At 61.7% G+C, this 23349-nt stretch carries 20 protein-coding genes; 13 read left to right on the forward strand and 7 right to left on the reverse strand.

Features of this window, described 5'->3' with window-relative positions; translation table 11 throughout:
- Entirely contained in the window at positions 1 to 1791 is a 1791-nt protein-coding gene (locus HED64_RS00660) for a hypothetical protein (RefSeq protein WP_168150227.1), read from the reverse strand.
- Positions 1792 to 2156: 365 nt separating this feature from the next.
- Here HED64_RS00660 and acs point away from each other — a divergent pair, with 365 nt between their 5' ends.
- Both acs and aroQ read left to right on the forward strand, forming a co-directional pair.
- Positions 2157 to 4142, forward strand: a complete 1986-nt coding sequence (gene acs, locus HED64_RS00665) for an acetate--CoA ligase (protein WP_168150228.1) — start codon at positions 2157 to 2159, stop codon at positions 4140 to 4142.
- A 129-nt stretch (positions 4143 to 4271) separates the two neighbouring features.
- Positions 4272 to 4721, forward strand: a complete 450-nt coding sequence (aroQ, locus tag HED64_RS00670) for a type II 3-dehydroquinate dehydratase (RefSeq protein ID WP_168150229.1) — start codon at positions 4272 to 4274, stop codon at positions 4719 to 4721.
- 94 nt (positions 4722 to 4815) lie between these two features.
- On the opposite strand, the gene HED64_RS00675 is transcribed toward aroQ, so the two are convergent.
- Positions 4816 to 6003: a MarP family serine protease gene (locus HED64_RS00675; protein WP_245325582.1), complete on the reverse strand. Its 1188-nt coding sequence runs from the start codon at positions 6001 to 6003 to the stop codon at positions 4816 to 4818.
- A gap of 204 nt (positions 6004 to 6207) precedes the next feature.
- Between HED64_RS00675 and HED64_RS00680 the strand changes: the two genes are divergently transcribed.
- Positions 6208 to 6885 carry a Crp/Fnr family transcriptional regulator gene (locus HED64_RS00680; protein WP_132359058.1) on the forward strand — a complete coding sequence of 226 codons (678 nt, stop codon included), beginning with the start codon at positions 6208 to 6210 and terminating at the stop codon, positions 6883 to 6885.
- A 114-nt stretch (positions 6886 to 6999) separates the two neighbouring features.
- On the opposite strand, the gene HED64_RS00685 is transcribed toward HED64_RS00680, so the two are convergent.
- The 3 genes from HED64_RS00685 to sp36 are packed head-to-tail and all read right to left on the reverse strand — an operon-like array spanning position 7000 to position 8626.
- A complete protein-coding gene (locus HED64_RS00685; RefSeq protein WP_168151070.1) occupies positions 7000 to 7935 on the reverse strand; it encodes an NUDIX hydrolase in 936 nt (311 codons plus the stop codon).
- 37 nt (positions 7936 to 7972) lie between these two features.
- The gene (locus tag HED64_RS00690) at positions 7973 to 8449 is read right to left on the reverse strand and encodes a RidA family protein (protein WP_168150230.1); all 477 of its coding nucleotides are present in this window, start codon (positions 8447 to 8449) and stop codon (positions 7973 to 7975) included.
- 21 nt (positions 8450 to 8470) lie between these two features.
- Entirely contained in the window at positions 8471 to 8626 is a 156-nt protein-coding gene (gene sp36, locus HED64_RS00695) for a Sp36 family protein (protein ID WP_168150231.1), read from the reverse strand.
- 37 nt (positions 8627 to 8663) lie between these two features.
- Between sp36 and HED64_RS00700 the strand changes: the two genes are divergently transcribed.
- The 4 genes from HED64_RS00700 to HED64_RS00715 all read left to right on the forward strand — a co-directional run bounded on the left by HED64_RS00700 (position 8664) and on the right by HED64_RS00715 (position 15758).
- Entirely contained in the window at positions 8664 to 11072 is a 2409-nt protein-coding gene (locus HED64_RS00700) for a transglycosylase domain-containing protein (protein ID WP_245325583.1), read from the forward strand.
- Positions 11065 to 12030 carry a metallophosphoesterase gene (locus HED64_RS00705; RefSeq protein WP_168150233.1) on the forward strand — a complete coding sequence of 322 codons (966 nt, stop codon included), beginning with the start codon at positions 11065 to 11067 and terminating at the stop codon, positions 12028 to 12030. The genes HED64_RS00700 and HED64_RS00705 overlap by 8 nt, the downstream gene beginning before the upstream one ends.
- Positions 12031 to 12120: 90 nt before the next feature.
- Positions 12121 to 13953 (forward strand): ABC transporter transmembrane domain-containing protein, encoded by a 1833-nt coding sequence (locus HED64_RS00710; RefSeq protein WP_168150234.1) that lies wholly within the window; start codon positions 12121 to 12123, stop codon positions 13951 to 13953.
- Positions 13950 to 15758, forward strand: coding sequence for an ABC transporter ATP-binding protein (locus tag HED64_RS00715; protein WP_168150235.1), 1809 nt, complete (start codon positions 13950 to 13952; stop codon positions 15756 to 15758). The genes HED64_RS00710 and HED64_RS00715 overlap by 4 nt, the downstream gene beginning before the upstream one ends.
- A gap of 98 nt (positions 15759 to 15856) precedes the next feature.
- Here the strand turns inward: HED64_RS00715 and HED64_RS00720 are convergent, their stop codons facing one another.
- Both HED64_RS00720 and purD read right to left on the reverse strand, forming a co-directional pair.
- The gene (locus tag HED64_RS00720; RefSeq protein WP_168150236.1) at positions 15857 to 16762 is read right to left on the reverse strand and encodes a phosphoribosylaminoimidazolesuccinocarboxamide synthase; all 906 of its coding nucleotides are present in this window, start codon (positions 16760 to 16762) and stop codon (positions 15857 to 15859) included.
- Entirely contained in the window at positions 16763 to 18049 is a 1287-nt protein-coding gene (gene purD / locus HED64_RS00725; protein ID WP_168150237.1) for a phosphoribosylamine--glycine ligase, read from the reverse strand.
- Positions 18050 to 18167: 118 nt separating this feature from the next.
- Here purD and HED64_RS00730 point away from each other — a divergent pair, with 118 nt between their 5' ends.
- The 6 genes from HED64_RS00730 to purM all read left to right on the forward strand — a co-directional run bounded on the left by HED64_RS00730 (position 18168) and on the right by purM (position 23294).
- On the forward strand, positions 18168 to 18788 hold the full coding sequence (locus HED64_RS00730) for a class I SAM-dependent methyltransferase (RefSeq protein WP_168150238.1): 621 nt from the start codon (positions 18168 to 18170) through the stop codon (positions 18786 to 18788).
- A 5-nt stretch (positions 18789 to 18793) separates the two neighbouring features.
- Positions 18794 to 19801 (forward strand): asparaginase, encoded by a 1008-nt coding sequence (locus HED64_RS00735; protein WP_168150239.1) that lies wholly within the window; start codon positions 18794 to 18796, stop codon positions 19799 to 19801.
- Positions 19802 to 19804: 3 nt separating this feature from the next.
- A complete protein-coding gene (locus tag HED64_RS00740; RefSeq protein WP_210149139.1) occupies positions 19805 to 20179 on the forward strand; it encodes a sterol carrier family protein in 375 nt (124 codons plus the stop codon).
- Positions 20180 to 20192: 13 nt separating this feature from the next.
- Positions 20193 to 20519, forward strand: a complete 327-nt coding sequence (locus HED64_RS00745; RefSeq protein WP_168150240.1) for a hypothetical protein — start codon at positions 20193 to 20195, stop codon at positions 20517 to 20519.
- Between the two features lie 62 nt (positions 20520 to 20581).
- Entirely contained in the window at positions 20582 to 22132 is a 1551-nt protein-coding gene (purF, locus tag HED64_RS00750) for an amidophosphoribosyltransferase (protein ID WP_168150241.1), read from the forward strand.
- A 19-nt stretch (positions 22133 to 22151) separates the two neighbouring features.
- Positions 22152 to 23294 carry a phosphoribosylformylglycinamidine cyclo-ligase gene (purM, locus tag HED64_RS00755; protein WP_168150242.1) on the forward strand — a complete coding sequence of 381 codons (1143 nt, stop codon included), beginning with the start codon at positions 22152 to 22154 and terminating at the stop codon, positions 23292 to 23294.
- The last annotated feature ends 55 nt before the right edge of the window (positions 23295 to 23349 follow it).

Raw genomic sequence — 23349 nt, forward strand, 5'->3', positions numbered from 1 at the left:
CTACTTTTCCGGGAACTGAAGGTCATCCAGGTTGCGCAGTACCGCGGGAGTTCCGTTGGCCTGGTTGATCAGGTATTCGGTGCCACGGTCCTCCAGGCACAGAATCCAGGTACCCGGCTGCATCATGGTCAGCTGCTTTCCGTTGCCGGGGTGGAACACCGGGCGCGGGGCGTTGAGCGCAAACCAGAAGCTGGTGTGCTTTTCTTCCGGTTCGTGCACCTCGGCGCGGGCTCCGAAGCCCTGCTCGGACTCGGCAGCGGCCCGAGCCTTCGCCTTCTCCGCTGCCTCCTGGTGCGCCTGGATGTCGGCACGCGATAGTGCCGCTGTGGCCTTGATGTCTACCGGTGCCGCCGGGCTCAAGCTGGTGGCCGGATGTGCGGCAGCCGACTGCTGAGCGGCAGGCTTCACGCCGGATGTTGCACCGGGCGTTGGCACCTTGGCTTCGGTTCCCGAGGTCGTAGTTTTTGCCACCGGGCTCTGCGCAGCTGAAGTCGCGGTGAGTGATGCCGCCGGCTTGTCGGATTCTTCCGCGCCGGCGTGTGGGCTGTCCGTGGCAGTTTCCTTCGGAGCTTCGGACTCGGTGAGCCTCGCTGCCCCGGCACTCTGGGGGGCTTCGGAGCCCTTGACATCGGTGGTGTTCTTGGCGTCGTTTACTGCGACGGCATCGACATCGACATCGTCGAGCTTCGTGGACTGCTTCTGCTCAGTAGCGGGAGACCCGGCGGAGGCAGATTCATCGTTCGAAACGGCAGATGTTGCGCGGGCGTCGGATGTTTCTCCCTTCACCGCTGGTACATCCTTCAGCTGAGTTTCGCGCGCAGCCTCGGTCCCGGTGGTCGGTGCCTTGAGCTTCGCATCATTCTCGGCTGCGGAGGCAGCCACGGCGGATTTCGCCTTCGGGTCGGCAACCTCTGCCTCGGACAGAACATTATCCGACTCGGCCGGGGTAGTCTCATCCGCATCGGCGGCGGAACTATCAGTGGCGGCAGCAGAAGCTGAAGTGGACGTCGGTGCAACAACAACGGGTGCTTTAACCGCCGGGACCGGGGTCACAACCTTGGCAACCGGGTCGGCCTCAACGTGAGAATCGACATCGACGACGGCGTGAGCGTGATCGGCGTGAGCGTCATCGGAGTGAGCGTCATCGGAGGTGGCGGTGCTTGAGTGCGAAGTCCGCGGCACCGACGGTGCGTGGTAATCCCCAGTGCTGCTGGCGCCGATGAACTCTTCGTGATCGTCGGTAGCCACGGCTGCCGCGGCAGCATCTTTGTTTTCCTTCTTGGTCATGGGCACCGGGTAGACATCGGAGCCAAGCACCGATTCACCGCCGCTCACAAAATCACCGCGGAAGGCACCGAGGTAGCTGGCCAGCGTGGTGCCGGCAACCATGGCCAGGCCGCCAAACAACCCGATCAGGTAGGCAGGGGCCATGGAGGCCACGTAGGAGTTTAAGAAGTAGGCGGAGGCGATGATCGCCACCACGGAAGCGGCCTGATCAAGGCTCAGGGAGCCAACGCGAACCCGCGAATGGCCCTGGAGTCGACGCCAGAGGAATCCCGCCGCAATCGCGAGGGGAAGCAGTACCGAGACAAAAAAGTGGAAGGGCAGGCCCGGGAAAATCCACATGTTGACGGCAACGGTCTTGCTCCACGGGATCGGGAGGAAGGAGCCTACGAGCACCAGCAGCCCGCCGAGCAGCACCACAACATCGCGTGCTGTCAGCGGTCCGATGACAGTCTTGGGCGTGTGGTCGGGCTGCGAACCCTGTGCCTTGGCATGCACCGTTTCCATTGGAAGACTCCGCTTCTTGTTAGCTCGTGTCTCGTGGCCGGCGAGTAAATACGGTCGGCGGACCACATTGATCACGTCCAACACTATCCGCGCGGGGGCACCAACGCAGTGATTCGGCACTCGGGTTGCCCGAGGTGTTGTACATGACACGGCCGTGAAGGCATTGAACCTCCGGCACCACACTTCTGAGATGGAGTTGCCGGGGCACAGTTGACCGCTAGTACCCAGCAATCGCCGAAAATCACCGTTCACCGCAGAATTACCACCCTCCACTGTCATGCTTGTGACGGAGCGCACGTGAGAACCCGTGCGGCTGTAACGTTAGTCACAGGAAACTTTTGTCTGTTATTGGAAGGACCATACTCGTGTCGCAAACCCACACCCCCGCGTTGGATAACCTCTCGCATGAAACTCGCTCGTTTGCCCCGAGCGCCGAATTCATCGCCACCTCCATCGCCAAGCCGCAGCAATATGAGGCGGCCGCCGCCGACCGCCTGGGGTACTGGGCGAATGCCGCCCGCAGCGTCTTGACCTGGGACACCGACTTCACCGAGGTTCTGGACTGGTCACAGGCTCCCGTGGCCAGGTGGTTCGCCGATGGCAAGGTTAACGCCGCGTACAACGCACTTGACCGCCACGTGGAAAACGGACTCGGAGACCGGGTGGCCATCCACTTTGAGGGCGAACCGGGCGACACCCGCACCTACACCTACGCGCAGCTCACCACCGCAGTGAAGCAGGCGGCCAACGCCTTCGAGTCCCTCGGCGTGACCAAGGGCGACCGCGTGGCCGTCTACCTGCCGATGATCCCGGAGGCAGTGATCACCATGCTGGCCTGCGCTCGCATCGGCGCCATCCACTCGGTGGTCTTCGGTGGGTTCTCCGCCGACGCACTGCGCTCGCGTATCGACGACGCACAGGCCAAGCTCGTGGTCACCGCCGATGGCACCTGGCGCCGCGGCAAGCCCTCGGCCCTGAAGCCGGCAGTGGATGAGGCCCTGGCCAAGGAAGGCCACAGCGTGAAAAACGTGCTGGTGGTCAAGCGCAACGCCCAGGACGTGATCTGGAACGACTCACTGGATAAGTGGTGGAGCGATGTCGTTGATTCGGCCTCCACCGAGCACACCGCCGTGGGCCACGAATCCGAGCACCCACTCTTCGTGCTCTACACCTCCGGCACCACCGGTAAGCCCAAGGGCATCATCCACACCACCGGCGGTTACCTGACGCAGGCCGCGACCACACACCGCGATACCTTCGACCTGCACCCGGAGACCGACGTGTTCTGGTGCACCGCGGACATCGGCTGGGTCACCGGCCACTCCTACGTCACCTACGCCCCGTTGATCAACGGCGCCACCCAGGTCATGTACGAGGGCACCCCGGATTCTCCCCACCAGGGCCGTTGGTGGGAGATCGTGGCCAAGTACGGGGTGACCATCCTGTACACCGCCCCCACCGCCATCCGCACCTTCATGAAGTGGGGCCGAAGCATCCCGGATTCCTACGATCTGTCCTCGCTGCGCGTGCTGGGTTCGGTGGGCGAATCCATCAACCCCGAGGCCTGGATGTGGTACCGCGACGTCATCGGCACCAATAACGGAGCCAACGGGGAACGCAAAGAGCACCCGACCCCGATTGTTGATACCTGGTGGCAGACCGAAACCGGCGCGCACATGATCGCCCCGCTGCCCGGGGTCACCGTCACCAAGCCCGGATCGGCACAAACTGCCGTCCCCGGCATCACCGTGGACGTGGTTGACGAAATGGGCCAGTCGGTAGCCAACGGCGAGGGTGGCTTCTTGGTTATCCGCGACCCCTGGCCGGGCATGCTGCGCGGCATCTGGGGCGATATGAACCGCTACAAGGAAACCTACTGGTCACGTTTTGAGGGCATGTACTTCGCGGGCGACGGCGCCAAGAAGGACGAGGATGGGGACATCTGGCTGCTGGGCCGCGTGGATGACGTCATGAACGTCTCCGGCCACCGCCTGTCCACCACCGAGATCGAATCCTCGCTGGTTGCTCACCCATACGTGGCAGAGGCAGCGGTGGTGGGAGCCAAGGACGAAACCACCGGCGAGGCAGTAGTCGCGTTTGTCATCTTGCAGATTGACCCACCGGAGGGCGAGGACGTGGTGGCAACGTTGCGCGCCCACGTGGGCAAGGACATCGGCCCGATCGCTAAGCCGCGACACATTTTGGTGGTTCCCGAGTTGCCCAAGACGCGTTCGGGCAAGATCATGCGCCGGCTTCTCAAGGATGTTGCCGAGGGCCGCGAGGTCGGGGATGCAACCACCTTGGCGGATAACACCGTCATGGCGCAGATCGCCGAATCCATGCGCAAGTAGTAGCACCGCAGGACCCAGACACGTCGGGGGCGGGAAGGGCAAGAGCCTTTCGCGCCCCCGACGTCTTTTAACGCAAAGGTGCAAAGGCGCTGCCCACATTGTGTGGGGCCACAACCTACAGTGGATGCCATGAGCGAAGAGAAAAACAAACGCATTCTCGTCCTGAATGGACCAAACCTGAACCTGTTGGGCACCCGGGAACCCGCCGTCTATGGGCACGAGTCCCTGAAAGACGTTGAAGAACTCTGCCGGGCTACGGCAACTGCGGCAGGCTTCGAGGTCGAATTCCTGCAGTCAAATCATGAGGGTGTGCTCATCGATGCCATCCACGCGGCACGTGGCACGGTGAGCGGCATCGTCTTTAACCCCGGCGCCTACACCCACACCTCCATCGCCCTGGCCGATGCCATCTCCGGGGTCGAGCTGCCGGTCATCGAGGTCCACATCTCCAATGTGCACCGTCGCGAGTCATTCCGTCACCACTCGTACATCTCCCCCGTTGCCGCTTCGGTGATTGTGGGAGCCGGGACTAACGGGTATTCCTTAGCCATCAATCAGCTGGCTCACCTGACCCGCTAGCGGCGCACCCAGGGCCCAGATCTGGCAACGGGCTGGAAGCGGAGCCAGTGAATTAGTTCCGCTTCCAGCCCGGCGAAGCCTTAGTCGTTTGTGGCTAGTGGGGCGAGCAAGCCCCGGTCGGAACCGAGTCCTGAGCACGAGTCGAATGGCTGATCGCCGTGTTGATTTCCTCGAGGGCCAGAGCGTATCCGACGTTGGTATCGCCCTTGGCCTTGGCAAAGACCATGCCCACAACCTGGCCTTGCTCATCCAGCAGCGGACCGCCGGAGTTTCCCTGTTCAACATCACCGGCCAGCTGGTAGATACGTAACGGCGATGGTTCGGCACCATAGATGTTTTGAATGGCGATGGTGCTCAGTGATTCAATCACCGCGCCCCTGGCATGGAATGAACCGCCACCGGGGAATCCGAGGAAAGCAGCGGTGTCCCCGCGCTCGAGGTCGGTACCTCGCTGCAGCGGTTCCAAGCCCAATCCCGGGACATCCAAAACCGCGGTATCGCTGACGGAATCGAAGTAGACGACGCTGGCCGAGAGCACTTTACCGTCTTGTGTGGTCACCGAGGGTTCGGTGATTCCGGCCACCACGTGCGCATTGGTGAGGACGCGGTCCGGTGCGAAGACAAAGCCTGAACCGGACTGGTTCACGCCGCAGGCATAAGCGGTGCCGATAATCTTGACCACCGATCCGGCGGCTGCATCAACCGCGCTGCCGAGTTCTGATTCCTGCGGAACCTCGACTTCCACCTGCGGTGCGAAGGGTTCAAAAAGCTCGGGAATCGTTTGACCCATGACCTGGGCTCGAGCCTCTGTCACGAAGTCGGTGAGGGGGCGAGGAGTCAACTTCTGGATCGTGGTTAGGACCTTGGAGTCTGCCACCTGCTGGGATACCAAGGGCACACCCATGGTCGCCGCCGACAGCGCGATGGCGGAGATGACCAATGCCGCCATGACGGTGTTGGCAATGCCACCCAAGAAGCGATCAAAGGACTTCAGCACCGGGAAGTTCAGCCATAAGCGGATTCTGGCTCCAATGGCCGCGCCAAGTCCCTGGCCGATCAAAATGAAGGCCACGGCCGCGGCTACGATCCAGAAAATGCGCCATCCGGGGTTGCTGACCCAGGTTGCCACGAGGGGAATTCCGTAGAAGGCTGCGATACCACCAGCGAGGAAGCCAATGATGGCCCCTAACGTGACAAAGAAGCCTTTACGCAGGCCAGAGGCCAAAAAGCTGATCAATGAAATGATGAGCAACAGGTCCAACCATGACAATCCCAATATCAAGTCCGGACTCCACTCCTTCATTCGGTGTTGTAGCGCACCAAAACGGGCCTAAAACACTATTTCTTGCCCTGAGTCTAGTCGGGCATGGATCAAATGCCCGCGATTCTAACCACATTTAGGGCCTTTTGGCGTGTGGAAGCTGTCACACGGGGCAACCGTACGGCACAATTAGAACAGCGCTAACGACAGTTGACAGGAGATTTTATGGACATCGAGGTATTGCGTCGAGCACCACTTTTCGCTTCATTGAGCGACGAGGTGTTCTCTGCACTGACTGAAGAACTATCCGAAGTAGATCTTTCCCGTGGTGCCTCCGTGTTCCGCGAGGGCGACCAGGGCGACCAGCTCTACTTCATTGTTTCGGGCAAGATCAAGCTGGGACGCACTTCCTCGGACGGTCGTGAGAATCTGATTGCCGTCCTCGGCCCGGGCGAGTTGTTCGGCGAAATGGCACTCTTCGATCCGAGCCCGCGTAACGCTACCGCCACCGCGGTTTCTGAAACGCGTCTGGCTGGCCTGCGCCACGAGAACCTGCGCAAAGTTATCCAGACCAGCCCGGAGGTTTCGGTGCAGCTGCTGCAGGCCTTGGCCTCCCGTCTTCGCCGCACCAACGAGTCGCTGGCCGACTTGGTCTTCTCGGATGTTCCGGGCCGTGTCGCTAAGGCACTGCTGGATTTGGCAGACCGCTTCGGCCGTCCCGCCACCGACGGCATCTTGGTTGCCCACGAACTGACCCAGGAAGAATTGGCTCAGCTGGTTGGCGCCTCACGCGAAACCGTGAACAAGGCATTGGCCGAGTTCGTCCAGCGTGGTTGGTTGCGTCTGGAAGCACGCGCAGTCGTGATCTTGGATATTCAGCGCTTGCGTCAGCGTTCACGCTAAAACGCATCAGTGCATCAACGGCTGTGGCCGGGAACCCCTTGACGGGGTTCCCGGCCACAGCCGTTTCTACATGGTTCAACTAACCGTTGGGGACGCCCGAGGTCGCGGGAGTGTCTAGCGGCCTCGACCCAGTCCGCCGCCTTCGGCAGCGGTCGTGGTGGTCACGTCCAAATAAAACTTTCCATCGACCTGAACCAGCTCCGGATGGTAGCTCTTGAGTTCACGGCGCACGGAGAGGTACGCCACGGTTCCACGAGTGAAGGCAATCTTTTCCAGAATGACTTCCACCGCGGGCGTGGTGATTTTGCTCAGCGGCAGCCCCCGGGTGTCGGAGGCATCCGCTTCGTCGCCCAACGTTGTTGAGTGGCGTTGTGCGATGACCTCGTTAGCTACCTTCCAACCAGCCCAGACGCCCTTGCCACGCAGCAAGCTTGGTTCCTGACGAACCGGTAGTGCCGCCGCAAAATAGCGGGTGTCAAAACGCCGCAGGGCAAAGTTCGGGGAAATCCAGTGCGATAGCGGGCGCAACAGATCGGTGCGCAGACCTAGCCCGCGCTTGGCCAACACGTCGGCTAGGGTCTTGTCCTGCCCGGCCACCGCTTCGCGCACTGCCATCCAGTCCTCACTGTCGCAGTTTTCCACCACGGACAGTTCGTCGGTTCCTGCCAGCAGAACACCCGTTTCTTCGAAGAGTTCCCGGATGGCGCACACAATGTGCGCCTTGACCAAGCGCTGATCAAGAATGCCTAACCTCTTGGACCACTCGCTCAGGCTTGGTCCGTACCAAGGGATATCGTGATCATCAACATTTTCCAAGCTTCCGCCGGGAAATGCGACACTCCCGAGCGGCGAACCACCGGGACGATATCCAAGGTAAGTTTCAACACCTTTTGGCGAGTCTCGGATCAGCACCACCGAAGAGGCGCGACGCACGGTCCGCGGGGTGCGATTTCCAAAGGAAACCCAATTCTCTGCCGCGTCATATTGGGTCGGCGGGAGGTCAAAAAGTCTACGCAGAAGCCCCGTGGACGGGTTCCGCGGTTTCACCACAGGATCCTTGTTCACGGGGCCACCGTTTTCAGTATTGTTACGCAAACTCAACGATCAGTTCGACCTCGACCGGTGCGTCCAACGGCAGTGCTGCCACGCCGACGGCCGAGCGGGCGTGTACGCCCTTTTCGCCCAGGACTGCGCCCAAGAACTCTGAGGCTCCATTGATGACGGCCGGCTGCCCGGTGAAGGACGGATCGGAGGAAACGAAGCCGACAACCTTGACCACGCGGACGATGCGGTCCAGGTCGCCGATGGCACCCTTGATGGCTGCCAGGGCGTTCAGAGCACAAACCTGTGCCTGTTCGGCCGCTGCTTCAGCGGTAACTGCGGCACCGACCTTTCCGCTGGCTGTGAGTTCCCCATTAATAAATGGCAGCTGCCCCGAGGTGTAAACGAGGTTGCCGGTGATCGTCGCTGGTACGTAGGCGGCCACCGGAAGAGCGACGGCCGGAAGGGTGTGGCCGAGCTCAGCCAGACGTGCCTCAACTGCGGAGGAAGTCTCTTGTTGCATAGAAATTACTCGTTTCTTTTCTTAGGCCTTGGGGCGCTTGAGGTAGGCGACCGGTGCATTTCCGTTGGGTCCGGGGACGACGGCAACTAGCTCCCAACCGTCCTCTCCCCATTGGTCCAGAATCTGCTTCGTGGCGTGAATAATGAGCGGTAAAGTGGCGTACTCCCATTTCGTCATAACCGATACGTTAGCGCGTCCTTGTAAACTAGTACGCATGGCAGCTAAAAAGTCCCCGTTTTTTGATACGGCTACCACCCTTGGCAAGATCGTTGCCTTCTTTGGGGTGAGCGCCTTATGTGGCGTACTTGCGGCAGGACTCATGGTCCCGGTCGCTTCTCTCGCCGGCAGCGGCGCCAACGCAGGTGTGGATATTTTCAACGCCTTGCCGGCAAGCTTCGCCGGTGAGCCGATTGCGGAACCCTCCAAAATCTTGGCGAAGGACGGGTCGACTATCGCCACGTTCTACTCGGAGAATCGCCAGCCAGTAAAGCTGAAGAATATTTCTCCCGTCATGCGCAAGGCGATCGTCTCCATCGAGGACGAACGCTTCTATCAGCACAATGGCGTGGATATGCGCGGCATCGCCCGCGCGGCAGTGAACAACTTCACCTCATCTTCCCAGCAGGGTGCATCAACGTTGACCCAGCAATACGTCAACAACCTGCTGATCAATTCTGACTCAGTTAATGGCGTGGACCGCTCGGAGATGACGATCTCCGGCACCAAGAACATCGCCGACAAGGCTCGCGAGGCCAAGCTGGCCATCTCCATCGAAAAGGAAATGTCCAAGGACGAGATCCTTGAGGGTTACTTGAACCTCGTACTCTTCTCCGGACGTAACTATGGCGTTCAGGCAGCGGCGCAGCGCTTCTACTCCATCGATGCCAAGGATCTTAACCTTCAGCAGTCTGCGATGCTTGCTGGAATGGTTCAGCTGCCCAACGCATACAACCCGGAAAGCTACCCGGAACGAAGCATTAAGCGCCGCAACACCGTGCTCGCCGCCATGCTGCGCACCGGTGCCATTGACAAGGCTGAGTACAAAAAGGCCGTCGCTTCGGACCTAAATTTGAAGCCGCACAAGACGCTCTCCGGATGTATCGCCGCCGATTCGGCCGCCTACTTCTGTGACTATGTCACCAAGCTGATCGTCAGCGACGACGCTTTCGGCAAGACCGCAGAGGCCCGCGAGTCCCTGCTCTACCGTGGTGGTTTGACCATCAAGACCACGCTTGACCCCAAGCTTCAGAAGGAAGCCGAAAAGCAGTCCAAGGCCATGATCCCGGCCGATGACAAGTCGAACATCGGTGCCTCCATCGTGACCGTTGAACCCGGCTCGGGCAACATCCTAGCTATGGGCCAGAACAAGACGTATTCCCCCGCTGAGGGCAAGGAATTCACCGAGTACAACTTCGCCGTTGAAGCCTCGAAGGGTGGAGCCGGAGGATTCCAGGGTGGTTCCACGATGAAGCCGTACACCACGTTGGCCTGGCTCCAAGCCGGAAACACCATGAGCCAACGGATCAGTGCACCGAACAGAAAAATGTACCCACAATCATTCCATTGGGAGGCTTCCTGTTTGCCCGCCGGTTACACCACGGTGGGCGGTGGCTGGGATCCTGCCAACGCAGTGAACTCCTGGGCCTCTTCAGGAACGGTTGACTACGGTCTATTCAACTCCGTCAACTCCTTCACGGTGGCTGAGGCGTCCCAGCTTGATCTCTGTGACATCTCCGCAAACACGGAGAATCTGGGTCTAGTCGACTACGCAAATTACACCGACCTGGCCACCGGTAAGAAGACCACCACCGCACAGCCGATTTCCCCGGCCAACCCGTCCTTCGTCATTGGTTCGGCTCAAATCACCCCGCTGGCCCAGGCCACCGCATTTGCTACATTCGCCAACAACGGTGAGTACTGCGAGAACCGAGCGCTGACCTCCGTCACCGACGCGAGCGGCAACGAATACAAGGTCAAACCGGTGACCTGTAGCCAAGAACTCAGCCCTAAGGTGGTGTCCGATTTGAACGGCACACTGAAAAAGATCGCCAGCCAAAAGGTAGCCAAGGGAGCGATCGACTACCAGATCGCCGGCAAGACCGGTACGAACAACGATGCCAACTCCACATGGTTCGTTGGCTACACCTCGGGCATGTCAAGTGCGGCCTGGGTCGGCCGCTGGGACAAGCAGCGGAACCTGGAGACTCCGGGCTATGAGATTGCCGGAGTCACACGTTCCTGGGTTGACTCGGGCACCTGGGCGAGCCCGCTGTGGGTCAATTACATGAAGAAAGTCGGGGACCTGTACTCGACGGATTCATTGGGCAAGGGCTCAGTCTCTCCCCAGTCGACTCCTTCCAGCACCTCCACGGAGAGCGACTCGAGCAACGAATCGGACGCGCCGGCCACGTCGGCTCCGAGCACCTCCGCACCGAGTAGCGATGCCCCGAGCAGCGATGCACCGGCTAGCTCCGCTCCGAGCACCTCGGCACCGAGTAGTTCGGCTCCGAGCACCTCCGAGTCCTCGGACACCGGCAACAACGGTAATGGGAACTCCAACGGGAACGGCAACGGCAATGGCAACGGGAACAACAATTCAACCGATGCTAAGAGCGATGACTAATCCTCTCCCGGTCTCGACGACCTTGACCGAAGCGGTCTCACGCACAGCGCGTGGGGCCGCTTTGGCGGTTGGTGCTGCCGCTGCTGCAGGCACGGCACTTTTCGGTTATGGACTGAGCCAGACCACCCGCTTTGTGGTGCGCGAGGAAAATTTAGCCCTGCTCCCCACGGGGTCCGCCCCCATCCGGATCTTGCACCTCTCGGACATTCACATGGTGCCGGGACAGGAACTCAAGCGCCGCTGGCTGCACTCGCTCGCAGATCTGAATCCGGATCTGGTCATCAACACCGGAGATAACCTCGGGCATCTGCGGGGACTTGATTCACTACTGGCTGCGTTGGGCCCGCTAATGGCTTTCCCCGGTGCCTTTGTTCCGGGATCCAATTGCTACTTTGGTCCCCGACCGAAGAATCCCCTGCGGTACCTGAGGAAGGATTCCGCTCTCCCCCGCAACTCCCCGAAGTATCAATTGCCTTGGGAAGCAATGCACCGTGCCTTTGGCGCCGCGGGCTGGGTCAACATGACCAACAGGAACTATTCGATGCCGGTGCGGGGCACACGCCTTGATTTCACCGGAGTTGATGACCCGCATCTCTCCTATGACCGGTTTGCTGGTTGGCCGGCCGGCTCGGCCTCCTCTTTTGATGCCCCGCATCTTCGCATCGCTTTGGCCCATGCCCCGTACCAACGTGTCCTAGATCGTTTCACTGCCTCGGACGCGGACCTGATACTGGCCGGGCATACCCACGGCGGACAGGTCTGCATCCCCGGTTATGGGGCGCTGGTGACCAATTGTGATTTGCCGACGTGGCGGGCCAGTGGGCTCACCACGTGGGAATGGGCGGGGAAAAGCACGCCAGTCAACGTATCTGCGGGCATCGGCACCTCACGATTTGCACCGGTGCGGATCGCCTGCCCGCCGGAAGCGGTTCTGCTCACGCTGAGCGCTCGTCCCTGAGGCATTCGCAACCGATTGAAATATCCCAACCCCACACTGTAAGGTATTTTACGTAGCGAATACGCGCGCATTAAGTGAGGTCGGACACCGGTGGCAAGACAACAAGGACACTCACCCGCGGCGGGAACGCCCACTCTGCGCAAGACCTTTGCTCGGCTTGGCCCCTTCGTTAAACCCATCTTGCCGCGCTTGTTCTGCGGTTTTTTGTGCGCGTTGGCTGCTGGCCTCGTCGCGCTTGCCATCCCCCAGGTCCTAGCCACACTGGTCAACGACGTGTTGCACCCCGAGGGCAAGAGCTCAGCGGTTTGGTACGCGGTGGCTTTGATCGGCGGGCTCGGATTCCTCGAGGCGCTGCTGGTGTTCCTGCGTCGGCAATTCGTGATCACCCCCGCGGCCCGCCTCGAAACTCAGCTGCGGGTGCGCTTCTACGCCCACCTCCAACAGCTTCCCGTGGCCTTCCACGAACGCTGGGGCTCCGGTCAGCTGCTCTCCCGGTCCATGTCCGATCTGAGCCTGCTGCGCCGCTGGCTCGCCTTTGGCGCCCTGATGCTGGTGGTTTCCACCGTGACGGTGATTGCCGGCCTGAGCCTAATGTTCAGCGCCAGTTGGGTGCTGGGCGCCATCTACCTGGCCGGGGCCATCCCCATCACCATCAAGGCATTCCACTTCCGTTCCAACTACCGTGCCGCCAGCCGCCTGAGCCAAGACCAGGCCGGCGACCTGGCCACGGCCGTCGAGGAATCGGTCCACGGCATTCGCGTCATCAAGGCCTTTGGCCGTGGCCGCCACATGTACGACGGCTTCAATTCCCAGGCGAAACAACTCCGCGACACCGAGGTTTCCAAGGCCAAGACCCTGGCCGGATTCATTCTTTTTGTTGTCGCCATTCCCGAAACCACGTTGGGCTTAGGTCTTGCGGCCGGTCTCTGGCTCACCGCACAGGGCGATTTGAGCGTTGGTGCGCTGGTGGCTTACTTCGCCACCGCCATGGTGCTGGCCGGACCGGTGGAAAATATGGGAATGCTCATGGGCATGACGCTGACCACCAAGACCGCGCTGGACCGCCACTTCGAGGTCATGGACACCCAAAACACCATCACCTCCCCCGTTTCGCCTGTGACACCCACCCAGCGGCGCGGGGAGCTCGAGCTGCGCAACGTGGCCTTCCGCTTCCCAGATACCGCCCAGGATGCAACACCCACGCTGCGTTGCATCAACCTGTTGGTCCGCCCCGGGGAAACTATGGCGCTGGTCGGCATGACCGGCACCGGCAAGTCCACCCTGCTGCAGCTGGTCCCCCGGCTGTACGACGCCACCGGCGGGCAGGTACTCATCGACGGGATCGACGTGCGAGATCGCGATCTGATCGAATTGCGCCAGGACGTCGCGGTGGCCTTCGAGGACACCATCTTGTTCTCCTCCTCCATCCGAGAGAACGTCTTGCTTGGCGCGCCCGAATACGAGAAAGAAAAATTGGATGCCCTGCTGGATGAAGCCATCGATACGGCTCAGGCGAGCTTCGCCCGCACCCTGCCCGAATCACTGGATACTGTCATCGGCGAGGAGGGGCTCTCGCTCTCCGGTGGTCAGCGCCAACGCATCGCGCTGGCCCGCGCCATCGCCGCCAAACCACGAGTCTTGGTGCTCGATGACCCACTCTCCGCCCTCGATGTGCGTACCGAGGAAGCTGTGACCCAGAAGCTGCGCAGTACCCTCGCCGGTACCACCACGCTGATTGTTGCTCACCGCCCCTCTACCGTGGCCCTGGCCGATCGGGTGGCGCTGCTCAAGGACGGGGAGATCAACGACGTGGGCACCCACTCCGAACTCCTGGGGCGCAACGAGCACTACCGCTACGTCATCGCCAGCCTCGAGGACGAGGAATCCAACATCATCTCCCTGACAGGCGGGACCGAAGCATGAGCCAGCACACCGGGGTGGCCAATGAGGATGCCATCACCCTGAGCCTTGAGGAACGAAAACGCGTCCGCGCCCGCTCGTGGAAGCTGCTGGCCGTGCTGGCCAGCACCCAGAAGAAGATGCTGGTGCTCACCGTGGTGCTGGTGGTCATCTCCAACGTTGCCCGCGTCGCGTTCCCGCTACTCATTGCCTGGGCCATCGACTGGGGCCTGCCCCAGGTGCGCAACGGTAACTGGGCGGCGCTGGGTATCACCGGCGGCGCGTACGTGCTGGCCGCCATTACGGCCGGGTCCCTGTTGGGCTGGTACATTCTGTGCACCGCAAAAATCTCCCAGGCCATGCTGCTGGATCTGCGGCTGCGCGTCTTTAGACACACCCAGCGTCTGAGCCTGGAATTCCACGAAAACTACACCTCCGGTCGCATTATTTCGCGTCAGACTTCGGATTTGGAAACGCTGCGTGAGCTGCTGGACCAGGGCATCTCCGAGCTGGTCTCCGCCGGAGTGTTTGTGGCCTTCACCCTGATCTCGATCTTTGTGCTGGACTGGCGCTCCGGACTGGTGGTGATGATCGCGGCCGTGCCCATCTGGTTGCTCTTTGGCTGGTATCAGAAGCGCTCCGAGGTTGTCTACCGCGAGTCGCGGGTAGTCTCCGCCCGCGTCATCGGCTCCTTCGTGGAAACCATGACCGGTATCCGCGCGGTGAAGGCCTTCCGCAAGGAAAGCATTAACGATGCGAGCTACTCCAAGGTCGCCGGGGAATACCGGGACAATTCCATCCGCTCCATCAACCTTTTCGGGGTGTTGCAGCCATCATTGGTGCTGATCGGCAACTTGTCGGTCGCCGCGGTACTGGCCTGGGGCGGCTTCCGCATCCTCGATGGCCAACTCGGTGTGGGCGTGCTGGTGGCGCTGTTGCTGGCCACCAAGCGCGTGTTCCAACCGGTAGAAAACATTGCCATGTTCTACCAGTCCCTGCAGTCGGCCACCGCCGCCCTGGAGAAGGTCTCCGGGCTCCTGGAGGAGGAGCCGACGGTGATCGAGCCGGTCAAACCGCAGCCCTTGGAGAGTGTGTTGGGCAAGCTGGAGTTCAAGGATGCCGTCTTTGGCTACGGGGACGGGCCGGTCATCATGGACCGCTTTGACCTGACGATTCCGGCCGGTCAGACCATTGCGGTGGTCGGGCAGACCGGCGCGGGTAAATCCACGCTGGCCAAGTTGATCGCACGATTCTATGACCTGCGCTCCGGTTCGTTGTCCCTGGACGGGGTGCGGATCGAGCACATTGCCAACAACGATCTGCGTCGGCACGTGGTGATGGTGACGCAGGAGGCGTTCCTGTTCTCCGGCACCGTGGCCGAAAACATCGCCTTGGGCAAACCGGGGGCCAGCATCGAGGAGATCATTCTGGCGGCCCGCGCCGTGGGTGCCCACGAATTCATCACGGCGTTGCCCGAGGGCTACGAGACCGATGTGAATAAGCGTGGCGGGCGCGTCTCCTCGGGTCAGCGCCAATTGATTTCCTTCGCTCGAGCCTTCCTGGCCGATCCGGCGGTACTGATCCTTGATGAGGCGACCAGCTCGTTGGATATTCCCTCCGAGCGGGCGGTGCAGCGCGGGCTGCAGACCCTGCTGGGCAACCGCACCGCGCTGATCATCGCGCACCGACTCTCCACGGTGCAGATCGCCGATCGCGTCTTGGTGGTCCACGACGGGCACATTGTTGAGGACGGAACTCCGGCGGAGCTGATCAGCTCCGAAGGCCGCTTCGCCGCCCTGCACAAGGCCTGGCGCGACTCGTTGGTCTAGCCCGGGGCCTCACTGACCCAGCGAGCAAGACACCGGCCGCCGCACGACACGACAAAGCCCCAGTTCACAAGTGAACTGGGGCTTTGTTGATGAGTGACTTAGGCGCTGAAGGTCAAACCAGTCAGGCGCTCGTAGGCATCGATGTAGCGCGCACGGGTGAGCTCGATGATGTCTTCCGGAAGTGCCGGAGGTTCCTCACCGGAGTTCTTGTCCCAGCCCGAGGCAGCAGAGGTGAGGTAGTCCCGGACAAACTGCTTGTCGAAGGATGGCTGAGCCTGGCCCGGTGAGTAGGTCTGCGCATCCCAGAAGCGTGAAGAATCGGGGGTGAGCACCTCATCGCCCAAGGTAATCTCTCCGGTGGCCGGATCGATCCCGAACTCCACCTTGGTATCGGCCAGGATGATGCCGCGTTCGCGGGCGATCTCCTCGGCGCGGGTGTACAACGCCAGGGTGGCATCGCGCAGATCGGCGGCCTGCTGGCCGCCGATGCGGGCAGCGGTTTCCTCGAAGGTGATGTTCTCGTCGTGTTCGCCGACCTCGGCCTTGGCTGAGGGGGTGAAGATCGCCGGATCCAATTTCGAACCATCCACCATGCCGGCCTGCAGCGGCAACGCGCAGACGGTCTGGCGGTTCTGGTATTCGGCTAGGCCGGAACCGGTGAGGTATCCGCGGGCGATACATTCAATCGGGAACATGTCCAGCTTTTTGCAGACCATGGCCCGGCCCACCACGGCGTCGGGGACGTCGGTGGAGATGACGTGGTTGGGGAATTGTGCCAACTTCTCGAACCACCACAGGCTCAGCTGGGTCAGGACCTTACCCTTGTCGGGGATCTCGGATTCCAGCACAAAGTCAAAGGCGCTGATGCGATCGGAGGCCACGACCAGGACCCGGTCGGTTTCCTCAAAGGTGGAACCGGCCGGGATGTATAGATCGCGGACCTTGCCCGAATAGTGGTGTGTCCATCCAGGCAGATCCAGGGTTTCGGTTTGCAGGCCTGACATTTAGTGTGTTCCTTCCGAGACGCTGATCTGGCCGTTGGCGGCCTTCAGCGCAATGTCGGTACGGTGCTGGGCACCGTCCCAGGAGATAGCTGCCACGCCGGCGTAGGCCGAATTGCGCGCTGCATGAAGATCTGCGCCCAGCCCAACAACTGCCAGCACTCGGCCGCCATCCACGATGACCTCGCCGGCAGCGTTGTTGGTGGTTCCCGCGTGCAGCACCGAAACGTTCTCGATGGCTTCAGCGGTGTCGATGCCAGTGATGGTGGCACCCTTGATGGGTGATTCGGGGTAGTTTTCTGCCGCCATGACCACGCCAACGGCGGTCTCGGGACGCCAGTGCAAGAGCTCTGCGTCATCAAGTTCACCCTTGGCCGCGGCCATCAGCAGGCCGCCCAACGGTGTCTTGAGGCGAGCGAGCACGGCCTGGGTCTCGGGGTCGCCGAAGCGTGCGTTAAATTCGATGACGCGGATGCCGCGGGTAGTGATGGCCAGGCCGCAGTAAAGCACGCCGGTGAAGGGAGTGCCACGGTGTTCCATGTCGCGCAATGTCGGGTAGGCGACACGTTCCATGACCTCGTCCACGAAGCCGGCCGGAAGCCACGGCAGCGGCGAGTAGGCACCCATGCCGCCGGTGTTCGGGCCCTGATCACCATCAAAGATGCGCTTGAAGTCCTGGGCCGGGGCCAGTGGGACGGCGTGCGTGCCATCGCAGATGACAAAGAGGGAAACCTCCGGGCCGTCGAGGAATTCCTCGATGACCACGGTGCCGCCGGCCTCAAAGCAGGATTCGGCGTGGGCCAGAGCCTCGGCGCGGTCGGACGTGACCACCACACCCTTGCCGGCTGCCAGGCCATCGTCCTTAACAACATAGGGAGCGCCAAAGGCGTCAAGCGCCTCGGCGGCTTCCTGCGTGGTGGTGGCAACCCGAGCCATGGCCGTGGGAACCTCTGCCGCTGCCATCACGGTTTTGGCGAAGGCCTTGGACGCTTCGAGCTGGGCCGCGGCCTTGGTGGGACCAAAGACGGGGATGCCCGCTTCGATCAGGGCGTCGGCGACTCCTGCCGCCAGGGGCGCCTCGGGGCCGACCACCACCAGATCCGAGCCCAGTTCGCGTGCCAGCGCCAGCACTGCGGCCGGGTCCTGTGCATCGATTTGGTGGGTGGAGACATCACGCGAGATCCCAGCATTGCCTGGAGCGCAATGTAGGTCGGTGACGTAGGGATCCGCAGCTAGTGCGCGGATCAGTGCATGTTCGCGGCCGCCGGGGCCAATAACCAGTACCTTCACGAGGCTAAAGCCTACCGGGTTTGACCCGGGCGCAGCGGACAAAAGACCTCACCACGACGTAATGTGCCTTGGCCCGCCGCGCTGAACTTCCACCGGGTGCTGCGCCTATGCTCAAGTCATGGACGAAGAAACGCTGTGGCAGCAACGGGCTCAGAGCAACCCGGAGCAGGCCAAGAACTACATTAAACGTTTTGCCCAGCTGCGGGCGCAGGGAGTGGACCTTGACGGTGAGGCACGCTTTATCGATGCGCTGCTGCCGCGCGGCGCGAGGGTGCTTGATGCTGGATGCGGCACCGGTCGGGTGGGCGGTGCCCTAGCCCGGTTGGGGCACGGGGTCACGGGTGTGGATTTGGATGAGGAGTTATTGGGCGCCGCGGCCCACGACTTTCCCGATGCGCGGTGGATACCGGGGAATCTGGCCAGCTTCGAGCTGCGTGCAGTCAACGGTGGTGTCGAGGAATTTGATGTGGTGTTTGCCGCAGGAAATGTCCTGGCGTTTGTGGCTCCCGGCACCCAGGTGCAGGTGCTGAGCTCACTCGCGCGGCATCTGGCTCCCGAGGCCCGTTTGGTCTTGGGATTTTCGCCGAGTTTGGGCTACGCGCCAGCTGATTTCGCAGCGGATGTGCGCGCGGTGGGGCTCGAATGTACGGCCCAGTTTTCCACGTGGGACATGCGCCCGGCCGATCCCGACGCGGACTTCATTGTTGCGCTGCTTCAACGTGCGGAGCACGTAAACTAAATCACATGTCCGAAACGCAGCTCGCCTCCGAAACCGTTGATCTTGTTGTCCTTGAACGCAATGGCTTCATCGAGTCCCGGCATCGAGGCACGGCCGTTGTCATCAATGCCGCCGGCGAGATCACCTTCGCCTTGGGCAACCCCAACACGCTGATCTTCCCGCGCTCCACGCTCAAGCCCTTCCAGGCCATGGCCTCGATGCAGTTGGGTGTGCCATTGCGTGGTGCCCAGGTGGCCCTGGCCTGCGCCAGCCATGTGGGCAGCACCGAGCACACCGACGTGGTCGAATCCATGCTCGCGGCGGCGGGTCTCAGCTCAGCTGATCTGCGTTGCCCCGAGGCCTGGCCCGCACACGAGGCAACCCGCAGCGAGTTGATCCGTCAGGGTGGAGGCAAGTCGAAGATCGCCTTCAATTGTTCGGGCAAGCATGCAGCGTTCCTGTGGGCCTGCACCGAAAATGGGTGGGACACCGAAAACTACCTCTCCGCCGATCACCCGGTTCAACAACGGGTGATCTCCGTGATCGAGGAATACGCGGGCGAAAAGATTTCACATTTGGGCGTAGATGGCTGCGGAGCACCGGTTCCCGTCATTTCGCTGGCGGGCCTGGCCCGCGCGGTGTCCAAGCTGGCGCTGGCCCCGGGCAATAAGCATGCAGATGCACGTGCCGCCACGATCGCCACCGCGATGCTTGACTACCCCTGGGCGGTTCAGGGTCATGGATTGCCCAACTCCGTGGTGATGGAGGATCTTGAAGTGATAGCCAAGCTGGGTGCCGAGGGTGTGCTGGTCATGGCCGCGCCCAATGGCACCGCGGTCGCGGTAAAAATGCTTGATGGATCCGGCCGCGGGTCCGATCTTCTGGGGCTCACGCTGCTGGCCAATGCCGGAGCCATCACCACCGCTCAATTGGAATCGGTACTTCCCAAGCTGACCCGTCCGGTACTCGGGGGCGAGGTCCCGGTCGGTTCGGTGCGGCTGGCCAGCCACGTGATCAACCAGCTGGAGAGCTAGATCTTGGCCATCAAACGACGCATCGATCCGGCGGAGGGCTCCAGGGCCTTCAGCCGGTGGATCGAGGCCGCAGCCTCCGGGACCGAAGCACTTCCGCGTCCGGTGCTGGCCATGGCTGTGCGTTACACCCTGGAGGAACTGGCAACTCGCGCCGAGGGAAACTCCGTGGAAGTGCGGGTGCCACCCTTTGGAGTGACCCAATGCATCCCCGGGCCCCGGCACACCCGTGGCACCCCACCGAATGTCATCGAGTTGCCGGCCGAGCTCTGGCTGGCCCTAGCCGCCGGCACCCTGGCGTGGGATGCCGCGCTGGCCACCGGAAGGGTCACCGCCTCGGGGCTGCGTGCTGACCTGTCTGACGAGCTTCCACTGGTTTAGTACGCTTGTAGCTATGGAATCCAGTCAGCACCCCAGCACCCCCAACCCGGCGAGTAAGAAATCCGGCGACGTTGAGGTGCTCGTTTACGCAGCACCAAAGTTTTGGCCGTTTATGGGCATTGGTGCCCTACTCGGCGTGATCATCGCCTTCATCTCCGCCTATTCCGGCGAGGAGTCCGCGGATTTCACTCGTGCGGCGGTCGCTGGCTTCCTCTCGGTCGGTTTTGCCTTTGTCGGCGTAACGTTGGCCTGTATCGCCTTCCTCATTGTGGATCGCATCACACGCAAAAAGGCACGTCGAGCGCTTGCCGTGCCTATGGGTGCCGCAGAACACCAGTAGAACATCGGTTGTGCGTCACTTCACGGGAAATGCAGCCAGCGGCTCGTGAGAGAATAATTTCTATGGCGCGTGGCGATGGAAACCTTAATCATGACCTCTTGCCCAACGAGAAGGGCCCGCAGGATGAATGCGGCGTCTTTGGAGTTTGGGCCCCCGGCGAAGAAGTAGCGAAACTGACCTATTACGGTCTGTATGCGCTGCAGCATCGCGGGCAAGAATCGGCCGGTTTGGCCACGAGTGACGGCGAACGGATCAATGTCTACAAAGACATGGGTCTGGTCTCGCAGGTGTTTGATGAAAACACCCTTAATGCGATGCCCGGGCATCTGGCCATCGGCCACTGCCGCTACTCCACCACCGGAGCCAGCCACTGGGCCAACGCCCAACCGACGCTGGGCCCCACAGCCGCTGGCACCGTGGCACTTGCCCACAACGGAAACCTCACCAACTCCGCAGAACTGCTGGAGATGGTCAACTCAGTCCACGCCGAATCCGGCGAAAAGATCCGTGGCGAAATCGCCCAGGGCAATACCACCGATACCGCATTGGTGACGGCGTTGCTCAATGGTGACTCGGGTGAATCACTCGAGGAAGCAGCACTCGCACTGCTGCCCAAGCTCAGCGGTGCCTTCTGCTTCGTCTTCATGGACGAACACACCCTCTACGCGGCACGCGACACCTACGGTGTCCGCCCGCTGGTGCTCGGCCGGCTGGAACGCGGATGGGTAGTGGCCTCCGAACAGGCGGCACTTGCCACCGTTGGTGCCAGCTTCATCCGCGAAATCGAGCCCGGCGAATTCATCGCCATCGATGAGGATGGGGTGCGTTCGCAGCGCTTCGGCGTTGCCACTCCCAAGGCCTGCGTCTTTGAATACGTGTACCTGGCCCGTCCCGATGCTGCCATCAACGGCCGCTCGGTCTACGAATCTCGTGTGGAAATGGGTCGTCAGCTGGCCCGCGAAAACTCCGCCGATGCAGACATCGTGATCCCTGTCCCCGAATCGGGCACCCCGGCGGCCATCGGCTACGCCGAGGAATCGGGTATCCCCTTCGCCCATGGCTTTGTGAAAAATGCCTATGTTGGTCGAACCTTCATCCAGCCGTCCCAGACGCTGCGTCAGCTGGGCATCAAGCTCAAGCTCAACGCCCTGGAGCCGGTCATCAAGGGCAAGCGCGTGGTCGTCGTTGACGACTCGATCGTGCGCGGTAATACGCAGCGTGCCGTGGTGCGGATGCTCCGCGAGGCCGGCGCCGCCGAGGTTCACGTGAAGATTTCTTCTCCCCCGGTGAAATGGCCCTGCTTCTACGGCATCGACTTCGCCACCCGCGCGGAGCTGATTGCCAATGGTGCGGCCGTCGAGGAAATCGGCAAGTCCATCGGCGCCGATTCCCTGGCGTACATTTCCGAGGACGGGATGATCGACGCCACGCTGCAGAAGCGTGAACGTCTGTGTACCGCGTGCTTCACCGGTGACTACCCGATCGCACTGCCGGCATCGGATCGCATCGGCAAGAACTTGCTTGAAAGTAGCAACCAGGCGGGATGTGAGCCGGGCCCGGATGCTGAATTTGAGTCCACCCTCACCGCCGAAGACAAAACCCCGAGCAACTAAGTAAAGGACAGTTTCAGAGATGACCAGCGCCACCCCTGAGAATTCCGGTATCACCTATGCTTCGGCCGGTGTTGATGTTGAGGCCGGTGACCGCGCCGTTGAGTTGATGAAGGGTGCCATCAAGGCCACTCACAACTCCAACGTTCTGGGCGGAGTCGGCGGATTCGCCGGCCTGTACGACGCCTCGAAGTTCCTTTCCTACAAGAAGCCGTTGCTGGCGACCTCCACCGATGGTGTGGGCACCAAGGTGGCCATCGCCCAGGCCATGGACATTCACGACACCATCGGCCAGGACCTGGTCGGCATGGTGGTTGATGACATCGTGGTGGTCGGCGCCGAGCCGCTGTTCATGACCGACTACATCGCCTGCGGCAAGGTAGTTCCCGAGCGCATCGCTGACATTGTCCGCGGCATCGCCGAGGGTTGCAAGATTGCCGGCACGGCTCTGGTGGGCGGCGAAACCGCCGAGCACCCGGGCTTGCTCGGTGAGCACGAATACGATGTTGCCGGTGCCGCGACGGGCATCGTCGAGGCCGACGGCCTGCTGGGCCCGGAGCGCGTGAAAAACGGTGATGTCATCATCGGCATGGCCGCCTCGGGCATCCACTCCAACGGCTACTCACTGGTCCGCAGCGTTGTTGCGCACGCCGGCTGGGCCCTTGACCGCCACGTACCGGAGTTCGGTCGCACCCTCGGTGAGGAACTGTTGGTGCCCACCCGCATCTACACCGCTGACTGCCTGGATCTGATCCGCGCGTTCAACGTTGATGGGGCCATCAATATCCACGGTTTCAGCCACGTGACCGGTGGCGGCCTCGCTGCCAACTTGGCCCGCGTGCTGCCGCAGGGTCTGATGGCCACCGTTGAGCGCAACTCCTGGGCGCTGCCCTCGGTATTCAAGGTCATCTCCGAGCTCGGTTCCGTACCGCAGCCGGATCTGGAGCGCACGCTGAACCTTGGCGTGGGCATGGTGGCCATCGTGGATGCCTCGGTAGCCGACGCTGCACTGAGCCGCCTGAACGCTCGCGGCATGACCTCATGGGTCATGGGCACCGTTGGATCGATCACCGACGAGGCCAAGGGCGCTGGACTGGACTACGTTCAGGGTGCCAAGGGTGTTGACGGTGGCGCAGTATTGATGCGCGGAGCCTTCGCCGTCTAGGACAAAAAGCTCTAAGACGCTGATGGACGGTACCTCTGGGTACCGTCCATCAGTG

This window comes from Paeniglutamicibacter terrestris (assembly GCF_012271785.1).
Lineage (GTDB): Bacteria > Actinomycetota > Actinomycetes > Actinomycetales > Micrococcaceae > Paeniglutamicibacter > Paeniglutamicibacter terrestris.

Excerpts from the sequence above, each read along its gene's own strand:
- HED64_RS00720 (WP_168150236.1), bottom strand. The coding sequence starts at position 16,762 with ATGTCAGGCCTGCAAACCGAAACCCTGGATCTGCCTGGATGGACACAC.
- HED64_RS00735 (WP_168150239.1), top strand. The coding sequence starts at position 18,794 with ATGTCCGAAACGCAGCTCGCCTCCGAAACCGTTGATCTTGTTGTCCTT.
- aroQ (WP_168150229.1), top strand. The coding sequence starts at position 4,272 with ATGAGCGAAGAGAAAAACAAACGCATTCTCGTCCTGAATGGACCAAAC.
- HED64_RS00715 (WP_168150235.1), top strand. The coding sequence starts at position 13,950 with ATGAGCCAGCACACCGGGGTGGCCAATGAGGATGCCATCACCCTGAGC.
- HED64_RS00660 (WP_168150227.1), bottom strand. The coding sequence starts at position 1,791 with ATGGAAACGGTGCATGCCAAGGCACAGGGTTCGCAGCCCGACCACACG.
- sp36 (WP_168150231.1), bottom strand. The coding sequence starts at position 8,626 with ATGACGAAATGGGAGTACGCCACTTTACCGCTCATTATTCACGCCACG.
- HED64_RS00705 (WP_168150233.1), top strand. The coding sequence starts at position 11,065 with ATGACTAATCCTCTCCCGGTCTCGACGACCTTGACCGAAGCGGTCTCA.
- HED64_RS00730 (WP_168150238.1), top strand. The coding sequence starts at position 18,168 with ATGGACGAAGAAACGCTGTGGCAGCAACGGGCTCAGAGCAACCCGGAG.
- HED64_RS00690 (WP_168150230.1), bottom strand. The coding sequence starts at position 8,449 with ATGCAACAAGAGACTTCCTCCGCAGTTGAGGCACGTCTGGCTGAGCTC.
- HED64_RS00680 (WP_132359058.1), top strand. The coding sequence starts at position 6,208 with ATGGACATCGAGGTATTGCGTCGAGCACCACTTTTCGCTTCATTGAGC.
- HED64_RS00700 (WP_245325583.1), top strand. The coding sequence starts at position 8,664 with ATGGCAGCTAAAAAGTCCCCGTTTTTTGATACGGCTACCACCCTTGGC.
- purM (WP_168150242.1), top strand. The coding sequence starts at position 22,152 with ATGACCAGCGCCACCCCTGAGAATTCCGGTATCACCTATGCTTCGGCC.
- purF (WP_168150241.1), top strand. The coding sequence starts at position 20,582 with ATGGCGCGTGGCGATGGAAACCTTAATCATGACCTCTTGCCCAACGAG.
- HED64_RS00745 (WP_168150240.1), top strand. The coding sequence starts at position 20,193 with ATGGAATCCAGTCAGCACCCCAGCACCCCCAACCCGGCGAGTAAGAAA.